This is a genomic window from Planococcus sp. RAB007_Raresut (assembly GCF_057369535.1).
On record NZ_JBXYIF010000007.1, the window covers coordinates 168,434 to 181,400 of the forward strand.

The 12,967-nt window shown below is 43.4% G+C and carries 13 protein-coding genes; 8 read left to right on the forward strand and 5 right to left on the reverse strand.

Features of this window, described 5'->3' with window-relative positions; all coding sequences use genetic code 11:
- Positions 1 to 48 precede the first annotated feature (48 nt).
- A complete protein-coding gene (locus AC2Q9J_RS15505; protein ID WP_499041357.1) occupies positions 49 to 1,215 on the forward strand; it encodes an amidohydrolase in 1,167 nt (388 codons plus the stop codon).
- 43 nt (positions 1,216 to 1,258) lie between these two features.
- Here the strand turns inward: AC2Q9J_RS15505 and AC2Q9J_RS15510 are convergent, their stop codons facing one another.
- Both AC2Q9J_RS15510 and AC2Q9J_RS15515 read right to left on the reverse strand, forming a co-directional pair.
- On the reverse strand, positions 1,259 to 2,464 hold the full coding sequence (locus AC2Q9J_RS15510) for an ABC transporter permease (protein WP_499041359.1): 1,206 nt from the start codon (positions 2,462 to 2,464) through the stop codon (positions 1,259 to 1,261).
- The gene (locus tag AC2Q9J_RS15515) at positions 2,448 to 3,197 is read right to left on the reverse strand and encodes an ABC transporter ATP-binding protein (RefSeq protein WP_499041361.1); all 750 of its coding nucleotides are present in this window, start codon (positions 3,195 to 3,197) and stop codon (positions 2,448 to 2,450) included. Before AC2Q9J_RS15515 ends, AC2Q9J_RS15510 begins: the two co-directional genes overlap by 17 nt.
- A gap of 379 nt (positions 3,198 to 3,576) precedes the next feature.
- On the opposite strand from AC2Q9J_RS15515, the gene AC2Q9J_RS15520 reads away from it, so the two are divergent.
- From AC2Q9J_RS15520 to AC2Q9J_RS15550, 7 genes are all read left to right on the forward strand, one after another.
- Positions 3,577 to 4,008: an HIT family protein gene (locus AC2Q9J_RS15520; protein WP_499041363.1), complete on the forward strand. Its 432-nt coding sequence runs from the start codon at positions 3,577 to 3,579 to the stop codon at positions 4,006 to 4,008.
- 105 nt (positions 4,009 to 4,113) lie between these two features.
- Entirely contained in the window at positions 4,114 to 4,644 is a 531-nt protein-coding gene (locus AC2Q9J_RS15525) for a tryptophan transporter (protein ID WP_499041365.1), read from the forward strand.
- A 124-nt stretch (positions 4,645 to 4,768) separates the two neighbouring features.
- Complete coding sequence (locus AC2Q9J_RS15530; RefSeq protein ID WP_499041367.1) at positions 4,769 to 5,215, forward strand: YtxH domain-containing protein; 447 nt, start codon at positions 4,769 to 4,771, stop codon at positions 5,213 to 5,215.
- A gap of 141 nt (positions 5,216 to 5,356) precedes the next feature.
- Positions 5,357 to 5,914, forward strand: coding sequence for an HTH-type transcriptional regulator Hpr (locus AC2Q9J_RS15535; RefSeq protein WP_499041369.1), 558 nt, complete (start codon positions 5,357 to 5,359; stop codon positions 5,912 to 5,914).
- A gap of 110 nt (positions 5,915 to 6,024) precedes the next feature.
- Positions 6,025 to 6,570 (forward strand): DUF3267 domain-containing protein, encoded by a 546-nt coding sequence (locus AC2Q9J_RS15540; protein ID WP_499041371.1) that lies wholly within the window; start codon positions 6,025 to 6,027, stop codon positions 6,568 to 6,570.
- A gap of 59 nt (positions 6,571 to 6,629) precedes the next feature.
- Complete coding sequence (locus tag AC2Q9J_RS15545) at positions 6,630 to 6,815, forward strand: hypothetical protein (RefSeq protein WP_033542465.1); 186 nt, start codon at positions 6,630 to 6,632, stop codon at positions 6,813 to 6,815.
- 138 nt (positions 6,816 to 6,953) lie between these two features.
- Entirely contained in the window at positions 6,954 to 7,838 is an 885-nt protein-coding gene (locus tag AC2Q9J_RS15550) for a peptidylprolyl isomerase (protein ID WP_499041373.1), read from the forward strand.
- A gap of 68 nt (positions 7,839 to 7,906) precedes the next feature.
- Here the strand turns inward: AC2Q9J_RS15550 and yhaM are convergent, their stop codons facing one another.
- Genes yhaM through AC2Q9J_RS15565 form a run of 3 tightly spaced genes read right to left on the reverse strand, consistent with a single transcriptional unit; the run spans position 7,907 to position 12,904 of the window.
- Positions 7,907 to 8,845: a 3'-5' exoribonuclease YhaM gene (gene yhaM, locus AC2Q9J_RS15555; protein ID WP_499041375.1), complete on the reverse strand. Its 939-nt coding sequence runs from the start codon at positions 8,843 to 8,845 to the stop codon at positions 7,907 to 7,909.
- The gene (locus AC2Q9J_RS15560; RefSeq protein ID WP_499041377.1) at positions 8,842 to 11,682 is read right to left on the reverse strand and encodes an ATP-binding protein; all 2,841 of its coding nucleotides are present in this window, start codon (positions 11,680 to 11,682) and stop codon (positions 8,842 to 8,844) included. The genes yhaM and AC2Q9J_RS15560 overlap by 4 nt, the downstream gene beginning before the upstream one ends.
- A 4-nt stretch (positions 11,683 to 11,686) precedes the next feature.
- Complete coding sequence (locus tag AC2Q9J_RS15565) at positions 11,687 to 12,904, reverse strand: metallophosphoesterase family protein (RefSeq protein WP_499041378.1); 1,218 nt, start codon at positions 12,902 to 12,904, stop codon at positions 11,687 to 11,689.
- Positions 12,905 to 12,967: the final 63 nt, after the last annotated feature.

Here is a 12,967-nt window from a genome sequence, read left to right on the forward strand (position 1 = left end):
TGTTATTATTTACTGAATAATACATATTTTCGAGGAGGAGTTTTATTGGTGATTGAAAAATTATATGCCGAGCTGGATACTGCTTATCCGGAAATGGTGGATATTCGCCGACATCTGCATATGCACCCGGAGGTTTCATTCAATGAAACAAAAACCGCGCATTACATCCGGCATTATTATGAACAATTAGGCGTCGAAGTGCGGCATAATGTCGGGGGCAACGGGGTGGTAGCGACAGTGCGTGGTGCTAAACCAGGAAAAACAATTGCTCTGCGCGCGGATTTTGACGCCCTTCCCATTCAGGATCAAAAAGATGTTCCTTATAGATCCCAGACGCCGAATGTCATGCATGCCTGCGGACACGACGGCCACACCGCCACCCTTCTCGTATTGGGTAAAATCCTGCACAGTTTGCGCAGCGAACTCGAAGGAACTTACGTCCTCATCCATCAGCATGCCGAAGAACTGGTGCCTGGGGGTGCGATGGCCATGATTAAAGACGGAGCCTTGGACGGTGTAGATCAAATTTTCGGCACCCACCTCTGGTCGATGACCCCTTTCGGACAAATTGATTACCGCGTCGGACCGATTATCGCTGCCGCCGATAGCTTCACCTTGAAAATTCAGGGACGCGGCGGGCACGGTGCCATGCCGCATAATACAAGAGACGCTATCGTGCTCGGTTCCCAAATCGTCATGAACCTTCAGCAACTGGTATCACGGCGTGTTGACCCTTTGGAGTCAGCTGTTTTATCAGTAGGATCATTTGTTGCCGAGAATCCTTTCAACATCATCGCTGACCAAGCTGTTTTAAAAGGAACGATCCGCACATTCAATGAACAGATACGGGATCTGATGGAAGAAGAAATGGAACGGATCATCCAGGGGAATTGTCTGGCAGCTGGCTGCACCTATGAATTCACTTATAACCGCGGCTATTCCCCTCTCGTCAATCACAAAAAAGAAACGATGTATTTAAAAGATATCGCCGAAGGAGTTCCTGGGGTCAAGAAATTGTACAACACGCCTCCATTGATGATCGGTGAAGATTTCGCCTATTATCTGGAAAAGATTCCAGGTACATTTTTCCTTACAGGCGCTATGCCAGAAGGCGAAGTCTATCCCCATCACCATCCGAAATTCGATTTTAAAGAAGAAGCTATGCTGATTGCGGCAAAAACACTTGGAAGTGCTGCCCTTCATGCCCATCAATAAATACAGAAATCCCGTTTCCAGCAAGTTGTGGAAACGGGATTTTTTATTTTTTATTTTTATTGGCCGAAAACATCAATGTGATCAGTGAGACAACAATTATCACTGCAAAAATGATAGCAGCTGAAAGATAAGCCCCTGTAATCAGGAGAGCAGCCGCAACCAATATAGCCTGGGCAAGCTGTAAAATCACTATCAGTTTCTTTACGGCTTGCTGCCGCGTATACTGCGACAATGGAAAAAGATTATCCATACGGAAATGCTGGGTCTGGTTCAGCCCCTGCCATATTTGAATAGCTGTTGCGAACGCCAGAGCGCCTGCAAAGATGGCCATGGCTATCGTGAAAGGAATAAGCAAAGCACCGGCCACCGAAAGCAAGCTCAGACGCACCCATAGATAAAATAATTCATCGGAACGGATAAATGTGCGCCATACAAGATAATAATGTGCATCTTTCGGGTTTTTTCCGATGAATTTATAGACCCAATTCAGCCAGCTGCGCTGTTTGATCTTCCCTTTGATCTGTGGGACATCCGTAAAATAATTCGCGAACTGATAGAAGCGCAGCATGCGATTTTCTTCCAGCCGGACAAAATGCTCGTACGGAAACGGCAGCCCTGCCGCCCGGTTCTGAACCCCTTTGCCATAAACGATCATGGCAAATAATAGCAATGCAGCAACCAATACCAGATTATCTACGTAAAAATATGTAAAAGCAAACGCCAATACAAAACGGATCGACCGGTCCAACCATGATTTTTGGCCAACGAACGCTTTTCTGAAAGAAAATTCAGTCTGGACATTCCACCATTTGATAATCAGCAATAATAGCGGAAATCCCATCAGATAAGATGTTTCCAACCCGTATATTGCGTTGACCATGGGCAATGAAACGATAAATGCAATGGTAGGCAAATATAGCTGGGACAGGAAAGACCATTTCCTGGCCGGTTTAAGAAATTCGTCCAATTTGCTTTCCAGCGGCAAAAAATAAACCATATCAGCCTCTTTCAGCAAAGTTGATGGCGGACTATAAGCAAGCAATACACCAAAAACAGCAGCCAGCAGCAAAGCAGCCGGGAAATCTTCCGGAACATTTTGCACCCAGTCACTGTAGGCATAACCTGCTGCACCAATCGCAAAAAGCAGCACTACTGCAATATGTCCGGTAAAGATGTACTTAAAGTAATTTTGCACTTCCACCGTATAGCTGCGGAGGCGTTTGGACCAGACATCATGCAGGTTCTTCATTGTCATCATCCTCAGTCATTGCGATATAGAGATCATCCAGTGTTGCATCGGGCATGCTGAATTCTTTCCGCAGATCCGCCATCGTCCCGATAGCACGCACTTTTCCGTTATGCAGCAAAATAATGCGGTCGCAATATTTTTCGGCAGTTGCAAGAATATGGGTCGACATTAAAACCGAAGCCCCTTTTTTCTTTTGTGTTTCCATTTGATCCAGTAAAGATTTGATGCCGAGCGGATCCAAGCCGACAAACGGTTCATCAATGATGTAAAGCGTCGGGTTTACCAGAAAAGCGCTCATGATCATCACTTTTTGGCGCATCCCTTTTGAAAAATGCGATGGAAACCATTTCAGCCTTTTTTCCATTCTGAATTCCTTCAATAATTCTGCAGAACGTTTCTCGAATGTATCCTGATCAAGGCCATAAGCCATTGCCGTCAATTCCAGATGTTCGCGCAAAGTCAGCTCTTCATATAAAACAGGTGTTTCCGGGATATAGGAAAATGAAGAACGGTAAGCATCCATATCTTCCTGAAAACTTTTCCCGTTCAGGCGGATTTCACCTGATTTCGCTTGCATGATTCCAATTATATGCTTGATGGTGGTACTTTTGCCGGCGCCGTTCAAACCGATCAAGCCGACAAGCTCCCCTTTCCCGATTGAAAAACTGACATCCTTCAATACCGGTTTACGGGTATAACCCCCTGTTAACGATTCAACTTCCAGAACTGCCAATCCATACACCTCTTTCTTACTATAATAAGTTGAACTAATAATTCTTTGTAGTCGATATTCCGCAAAAAAGCTTCGCTTTCCTGGGGGCTTGCACTGAGCTAACTCGTGCTCGTTGCACTTCGCCCGAGTGGATCTCAGCACTTCGCTCGAAACGGAGTTGGAAAGCCAACTCCGTTTCTACTCCCCTGGGAGTCTTCGCTGTTTTGCTCCATATCTTTAGAGATGTTTCTCAGCAAAGGCTTGTCCAAAGCGCCGAAGTGGTATATATAGACTAAATCTTTTATTCAACTTATATTGCCATTGTATCAAAATCCGCCGGCAATTTCTTTTTCTTAAAATGAATTATGGTAGACTGAAGAAAATGGAAAGGATGTTGTATATGACAAATTGCATTTTCTGCAAAATCATTTCAGGTGAAATCCCAAGTGTAAAAGTTTATGAAGATGAAAACGTCTTCGCCTTTATGGATATCATGCCTTTATCTAAGGGACACACCCTTCTCATCCCGAAAACACACCGTGAATCAGTTTATGACCTTACGCCGGACGAAGCAGGAAACCTTTTCAGCGTGGCGCCTAAAATCGCTGCAGCGATTAAAGAGACTTTCAACCCGGAAGGCTTGAACCTTCTCAATAACAACGGAGCTAAAGCCGGACAAAGCGTGTTTCACTTCCACCTCCACTTTATCCCACGCTACGGCGAGACGGATGGGTTCGGTGCTAAATGGATAACCAAAGAAAAAGAATTCACTACAGAACGGATCCAGGAACTGGCTGAGGAAGTAAAAAATAAATTAGCTGCTGATGCTTGATTTAACTGAACAGAGAGTATAGAATCAATAATAAGTTTTTCGCCTGCGGTCACGAGGACACGCCGGGAGAAACTAAAATAGCCATGAGCTGAGGAGAGATGAGAAATGAATACGAAGAATCTTGTACTAATGGCGCTGCTGGTCAGTGTCGGGGCGGCATTATATGTGGTCATCCCAGGAATCAACGGTGGAATGAAACCGGACTTTATGCTGACAATGATGTTTGTCGGTATCCTTTTATTCCCTAATTTAAAATCAACATTTTTACTGGCAGTAACAACGGGCGTGATTTCAGGATTGTTTTCAACATTCCCTGGAGGTTTCTTCCCGAATATTATTGATAAATTCATCACAGCGTTCGTCTTTCTGGCATTTGTTTTCATACTGAAGAAAGCGGCGACTAAATTACCGGCCGCCATCGCCTTAGTGGCAGGCGGAACTATACTTTCCGGCTCCATCTTTCTGTCAGCCGCAATTTTCCTGATCGGCGCAGAAATACCTTTCACTCTTCTATTCACTACAGTAGTACTACCGGCAATGGTTTTCAACGCCATCGCGTTCGGACTGATTTACCCAATTGTCATCACTTTAGTGAAAAGATCCAAGTTCGAAACAGCTGTCTCTCAGACAGTATAATATTAGCTTTCTGGCATATTATTTGCCGGAAAGCTTTTTTTCTTTGAACACCAATTCAGTTTTATGTTTTAATTAAGTTAAATAGAGGAAAAGACCTTTATAGGACGAAAGGGGCGCATCATTCATGAAAGCATCGAACTTTTTTATAGGACTTGCGACAGGGCTGGCCACCGGAGCGGCAGCAACATTATTCTCGACACCACAATCCGGTGAAGAACTTCGGACTTCAGTTAAAACCGCTTCTACAGACTGGAAAGAAAAATTGGCCGATGTCAAAGAACAGGTAAACCAATTGAAGGAATCGATCAACCATCTGAAAATTGAAGCGAAAACCCAGATTCCGCCTGCAATGGAAGGATTGAAACAATCAATGGCTGAATGGCAGGAAGGCACTGCTCCAGCAAAAGAACATCTTCAATTGGAAATTATGGCTATCCAGAATGCCATTGAAGAATTGCAGAAATCCATCAGCAAAGACAAAAAAGACGATAACGATGATGACAAAAAATATGTAAAAAACGAAGAATTTAATGAAATCGAAACAGAAGATGATAAAAAAGTTTCACAATAATCCATTTATTAACTAAATAAAGACCAAAAAACTGCCAAATGGCAGTTTTTTTAATAAGTTTTTTTACTATTCGGACTTTTATTCACTTTACTTTATTGCTATAATGAAGAAAATCTCAAACTATGGGAAGAAGGTGCTTTTGTGGTCGAACGCGATTATACGATGAAAGAAGCGATGATGTTCAGCCAGCGTATCGGACAATTATCCAAAGCGTTATGGAAAGCAGTCGAAAAAGATTGGCAGTTATGGATCAAACCGTATGACCTGAATATTAATGAGCATCATATTTTATGGATAGCGTATCATTTGAAAGGCGCCTCCATTTCGGACGTCGCAAAATTCGGTGTCATGCACGTATCAACTGCTTTCAACTTCTCCAAAAAACTCGAAGAACGAGAACTTTTGTCATTTTCAAAACGCGACACTGATAAACGGAATACGTACATTGAACTGACTAGTAAAGGTGAAGACTTGATGCAGGAAATGATAGAACGCTATCACGACACACCTCATTCTGTGATTGATGGATCTTTGAAGCTGCGGGAGCTTTATGGAAAATTCCCAGAGTTTTTAGAGGTTATGGCTGTTATCAGAACCATTTATGGCGATGATTTCATGGAAATTTTTGAAGCCTCGTTCAAAAATATTGAAAGTAAATTCAATGAAGAAAACCATATTGTCGAAGCTGCCGAAAAATAATGAAAACGCTGTCAGAAACTATGTTTTAAATTGGCTTGCATTTATCGAAAAATCGTTGTATTGTATGTATCGACTCATCTGAGAATACCAATTTGCGGGGGATACATTTTATGCACTGCTGGAAAACGATAAATGTAAAAAAAGAATATGGCTTTAACCGCCTTTTCACATTCGCAGTGTTAGCTGGAATGGGTGTATTCACAATATTTTATGTCCTTTTAAATTTCTTTTATACCACACCCTTATCTGATCGTTATTTTTTCTTTTTCTTCCTGGGGATATTAGCAGTTTATCCGCTTCATAAAATGCTGCACTTTGTGCCGCTGATCGGCAGCCGAAAATGTTTGAAAATCATTTTACGTAAACAAATGGTCTTGTTACCCGGAATATCATTGCATGTAAAAGAGCCGGTGGCAAAAACAAGATTCCTGTTGGCACTGCTGACACCGTTTGTTCTTTTGAACACAGTGATCATTTTGCTTAGTGCCCTCTTCCCTGCCTATATCCATTATTTCGCGATTCTGCTTGCTTACCATTGCAGCCTTTGCCTGACCGACCTGATCTATGTTCGTCACCTGCTTCGCACACCAAAACATGCGTTGATTGAAGAAACTGAGACAGGCTTTGAAATTCTGGTTCCGCAGGCAATCGGTTAATCCTGTATTTTCTTTCCGAATTTGTTATACTTGAATCTAAGGCAGAGGGGAGGAAATTCATGATTATCGCGTTTGTAGTAATGTTCTCAGTGTTTTACCTGTTCCAAATCAACAGAATGACTTTGGCATTGGTGACATCACGGGAAATTCCAGAAGAAAATCACGAGAAAATATTCCGTACAATTAATATATTGATTACAATTTTATTGGTCTCGCTTTATGTAGGCGTAGAATTTACACCTTAAATCTATTTGCCCTTTGGCAGGTAGATTTTTTTTATCCAAAATGATAAAGATTTTCCCTGTTAAAGAAACTTTTTTAATTTTTAAACGTTTATGGTATAGTAACTACGGCAACAAGAATGTATGATAGGAGCGGAATTTATGAAAAAAACAGTCTTAACTTTATCTTTAGCGGCATCAGTATTGGCATTAGCAGCCTGCAGCGACGACAATGCTGACAGCACAGTCCTTGTTACATCAGAAGTCGGAGATGTCACTAAAGAGGATTTATACCAAGAAATGAAAACTTCAATCGGCGACCAGGCCATTCAGATCCTGATGATCGAAAAAGTCCTGTCCGAGGAATACGAAGTAACTGACGAAGAAATCCAAGCTGAAATTGACAGCTCTAAAGAAGAATATGGTGAAAACTATGAAGCCTTCCTTGAGCAGAACAATCAAACAGAGGAAAGCTATGAAAAAGTAATCCGTTTGAACCTTTTACAGGAAAAAGCTTTAACTGATGGTGTTGAAGTGACTGACGAAGAAATTCAGGCACAGTACGAACGCCAAACAATGGAACTTAACGGACGCCATATTTTAGTTGCAGATGAAGAAACTGCTGCTACAGTTAAAGAGGAATTGGACGGCGGCGCAGACTTTGCTGAATTGGCACAAGAATATTCATCTGATGGCTCTGCTGCAGAAGGCGGAGATTTAGGCTGGTTCGGAGTCGGTGCAATGGTACCTGAATTCGAAGAAGCGGCTTATTCATTGGAAGTTGATGAAATCAGCGAACCTGTTCAATCACAATTTGGATTCCATATCATCCAAATTACTGACAAGCGCGAAGTTGAAGGCGCTGAACCACTGGAAGGACAGGAAGATGAAATCCGCAGCGAGATCGCTATGCAAAAAGCGGATCAAGCCGCATTGCTTCCAAGAATTGCTGAATTGATGGAACAAGCTAATGTAGAAATCCAAGATGAAGATCTTGAAGGCGCATTGGACGAAATCATGAACGCAGGAGCACCTGCTGAAGAATAAGGATTATGCAACAAAACCCCCATTTCAATTTGAAATGGGGGTTTTTGTTCTTGCTGATTTTCATCGCATTATATTTTCGGTTTATAGAATGAGCGGTTTTCCAATGGGAAGAGCCTTTCGGAAAATTCGCCGGGTTTTGTTTTTTCGAGTGCCCGGTCCAGCATCATCATTTTCGCATCGATATTATCAATATAATGAAGCATCTCGGCTTCTTTGATCATCGGCCGTTTCGGGCTTCCCCACTCTTCTTTTCCGTGGTGGGACAGAACCATATGTTGAAGAAGCATTACTTCTTCCCCTTCGATTTCAAGTTCTTCAGCGGTTTTTGAAATTTCCGTCACCATGATCGAAATATGGCCCAGAAGATTGCCTTCCACCGTATAAGTAGTGGCAATCGGTCCTGATAGTTCGAACACTTTTCCGATATCATGCAGGATGATTCCGGCATATAGGAGATCTTTATTCAAGGTCGGATAAATGGTAAGCAGCGCTTTCCCTAATCGGAGCATCGAAACCACATGATCCGCTAATCCTGATACATAATCATGGTGATTACGGGTTGCTGCGGGAAAAGTCAATACGCTTTGCTGATGTTTCTTCAAGATATGGCGTGTAATCCGTTGAATTTGCGGATTTTCCATTTCGAAAAGATATTGCATGATTTCTTCGAAAAGCTGCTCCGTGCTTTTTTCGGAAGCTGGAAGCAAATCGCCGATTGACTGGTTTTCTTCCGGCTTTGCCGGCCGTATGCTCTTGATGCGCAATTGGTTCTTTCCACGGTAATTATGGATTTCTCCGCCTACCCGCACAATCGTTTCAGCGGCAAAAAGCTTTTCATGATCATCTTTTGTATCCCATAATTTCGCTTCAATGTCTCCGCTTTTATCCTGCAAAACAAGTGACATGAAAGGATTGCCCGTTGTAGTCACCCCTTTTACCGATTGCTTGATCAAAAGGAATTCATCTATTGTTTCTCCAACAGCACGTTGGGTAATGCCTTTCTTCATAAATACACACTCCTTCCAGTGTTGGCCACATCGATCACTTGCGCTTCAGGCCAAGCCCGGCACATATCTTCGTGGCAAGTAAAATAAATGAACTGATGATCCGTTTGCAGCTCTTTTATCAAGTTTATCACTTGCTGAAGCCGCAGGCGATCAAAATGGACAAATGGATCATCCATGATGATAGGGAAAGGATGGCTCTTCTGCATCGACACCGCCAGACTGAGCCGCAGCGCCAAATATGCCTGCTCTTTCGTAGCCTGACTCAGTTCTGCTATGCGAAAGCGAACATTGTCTTTTCTGACTGCTTCAAAATGTCCTTCTGGATGAATTTCCATTGCTGTATAGGAATTTCCGGTTAATCGCTCGAAATACTCGCATGCTTTCGAAAGAACCGCAGGCAATGATTTTTCTTTCAGCTCGGCCATCGTATTGCGGATAGCCTCTATAATCGCTTTGTCCACTGACCAGCGAAGAGCGAGTTCATTGAATCGGGCTTTTTTCTCTTCATATTTCTGCAGTTTCAACTCATAATCTTCGTCCGTCAATAAATGATTCACTTTTTGCTGCAGTTCGGCTCTTTCATTCAAAATTTGATTGCGTTCATTTTTAAATTTGGAAAGCTCCTGTTCAAGCTCATTCAGCCGTTCTTTTAATGAAAACTCTGATTCATCCTTTTCTGGTTCGGCTGCTCCAACAGCCTGCCATTGGCTGGTGACGAGTCCGAGCTCCTGCTCCATCTCTTTTTTGCGCAGCCACTCAAGGTGAAATTGATGAAATTGTTCTATATCTGCAGCTCCACTTTCCTTCAAGAGCGCGGCTCTCTCCAGCTCCAGCTCCTGCAAATAACCAGATTGACGCTCCAGTTCTTCTGACAAAGCTATCCTTTTTTCTGAACTCCGCTGATTCCTATCATTTATTTCATACATTTTTTTAGCTTCAACACGGAGAATCGGATACATCTCTCCTGCTTGAATCCTTTTGCCTGTTGCCTGAGCAGCTTTTTCCAGCCAAGCCGCTTTCTCGATTTCAGCATTTTTTAAAACCTCTTCGTTTCTTACCAATTTACTATGAAGTTCCTGCACCCTCCTGATAGTTTGGAAGAGCTCGATGACAATAGCAGAACTTGCGGAGGTTGAAATTCCAATCTCCCCAAGATAGGCGCCGAGCTCTTTTTTAGCAGGCTGCACATCCATATTTTTTACAAGTTCCTCAATTTTCTGATCAGCCTTTGAGATGATACGCAAAGTTTGTTCAACTTTTCGGTCATGTTCTGCTATTTTATGCTGGAGCATTTCCATTTCTGCTTCTTTACCGCTGTAACGTTTAATGACATCATCCAGATTTTCTTCCATTGAATCTGGCTTTTTACGGTTTTTTATAAGCATCCATATGCCGGCTGCGGCCGCTGCAAAGGATATTATCGCAATCACGAAATCGCCTCGCATTAACCCTGCCAAAACTCCTGCAGCACCAAGTGCAATGAGTATATAGGAAAAGAGCTGATTCGCAGGTTCAGCACCCAGCCGTTTCATGGCTTTCGCTTCAGCAAGCTTAAGCGCGTTTTCAGGCCATTTTGCCGCTGTCTCCAGCTGTTCCGAAGTAGGAGCGGTACTTTCGAGATAGGACATCTCTTTTTCAGAATCAATCAGTTTCTGTTTTTCCTCTTGAAGTTCCCGTTCACGAAAACGTCTGTTTTCTTCTTCCCTATCCGCTTCTGCCGCTAAATTACGCAGTTTTTCTTCATTAATCAAGGATGCATTAAATTTAAGCGCATCGTTTAACCCCATGCCAATCAAGCCAAGCTGGCGGCCAAGTTCATCATTTAATTTCCCGGCTTCTTCTTCAACATTTTTATATTGCGATAAAAACCTAAGCCATTCTGATTCCTTTTCAAGCAGCTCTGCCAGTGATTCACCGCTGGTTACGCCAGATGCAATTTCCGGTAAAGCAGCAAGTTCTTTTTCAGCTTGTTTCATTTTAGCTGAAGCTTCAGATATCCGTTCTGCCAATCGTTCCATCCGCCTGCTGCCGTCTGCCGGGAAAAAATCGACGGACAGCGAAGACAGCTGCTCTTCCAGCTGCCTTTTACGCTGGGCTATAGGAGCAGCCTGTTGGCGTTTTGCAACTTCGGAAAGCAAATCGGAAATGGAATTTTCCCGCTCCGCTATTTCCTCCAGCCGGCTGTCGAGTGCATCCATTTGTTCAAGAAAAGGTCCATATGAATCCGCCTGCTCACGGTGTTCTTTCAACTCGCGTTCATCGTTCCGGAGCTGCTCGATCAACCCATTCAGCTGGGGATTTCGGCCACCTTTCTTAAACAGCATGCCCATCTCCTTTTCAAGCTCGGACTCCATCTTTGTTATGGCATCGACTCCTGTAGTGCCTGACGCCAACAGCGTACGGCTCAATTGCTCTTCCGTCATTTTATCAAGCCCCTGCAGTTCATGAATGGAAAATGAAAAAATCGCTTCGAATGAAGCCCGGTCATATTCACGCAGTAACTTTTTCAGTTCGGTTTCTGCTCCACGAGTGCCATCTTCGAAATAGACGGTAACATCCCCAGCCGCCTTGCCTTTTACACGTTCGACAATCACTTTTCCATACTGTGCGTCGTTCAAATAGAGCTGGCCACCATATTTCCCTCCAGCTTTCGGTTCATATCGGCTTCCTGCCTGATTGCGAGATGGAAATCCGAATAGAATCTGAATGATGAATTGCTGGATGGTGGTTTTTCCAGCTTCGTTATTGCCGTAGAAAACCGCTAATTCATCATTGATATCCAATGTCAGATTTTCGTGCTTGCCGAAGCCGTAAATCGTCATTTTTTCGATTTTCATTCCTTCATTCCTCCACTCTCATGGCTTTATGGATTTTCGGAACCGCCTCGGCTGCGATTTCCTGTATCAGTTCATCAGACAATGAATCCAGATATCTGCTTGCTTTTGGATGCTGATAAAGATCTTTAAGCACCCACTTCCAATCGCTTTGTTCCCATTCGTTCATGGTTGTCGAGATTTTCTCACCAATAGCAGAGATATGGGTTTCGTTCAATGCTTCATCCACAACTACACCAGTGATCCATGCATCAGCGGAAGTGGTTTCAAGCGCTTCCTGAATCGCTTCCAATAATGCCTCTTCCGGAATCCCTTCCAAAAGTTCAGCCGACTGTTCGTCCACATACTTCAGATGAAGCACAGCCATAACGGCGTTATTTTCAGCTGTGTATTTTTCCACCGCTTCTGTACATGCATCAATCAATTCGTTCATGTGGATAATTTCGTTGCAGGACACCTCAAGCCGATCGAAACACACAGCCGATGTTTGAATAAATTCCATGCTGGTCTCTGCATTTTCTAAACGCACATCATAGAATCCTTTAGGTCCGGTTTCTTTCCGGTGCCGTCCCTGTATATTGCCAGGATAGATGATGTACGGATCCTGATGGAGAATTTGGCGAAGATGGATATGGCCAAGTGCCCAATAATGATAATTTTTGCTGAGCAGCTGCTCTTTTTTAAATGGTGCATAAACCGCATGGCTGGAATCGCCATCCATGCTGCCGTGCAGCATGCCGATATGATAGGCGGACGTCTCATCTGCCTGTGGGAATTCAAGAATCTTGGCTTCTTTTACATGGCGCTCTCCATAACTGAAACCCGTGACGGTAACCTTGTTTCCGGAAACTGTAAAACTGTGGCTGCTGACTCCATCATCATAAACGTGCACATTTGCAGGCAATTCAAAGCGCGTCCATCCGCCGCCCAGATGGTCGTGGTTGCCGTGGCTGATGATTACTGGAACTCCAGCCTCGTTTAATCGCTCCATTCCTTTTTGGAATTTAAATTGCGCGCGAAGCGTCCGGTCTTCTCCGTCATAGATATCTCCAGCGATCAACATGAAATCCGGCTTCTCTTTTACAGCGTAATCAATCAGGGTATCAAAAGCCTGATAAACAGTATCTGCTAATTTTTTCCGCTGCGCTGAGGCAAGACCGGAGATGCCTGTGAACGGACTGCCCAAATGCAAATCGGCGGTATGTATAAAACGGATTGGCGCCATTCTTTTCCCTCTTTCCTGAAAGCGAATATTTGTTCTAATTTTACCATGTCCCCCCTATAAAAA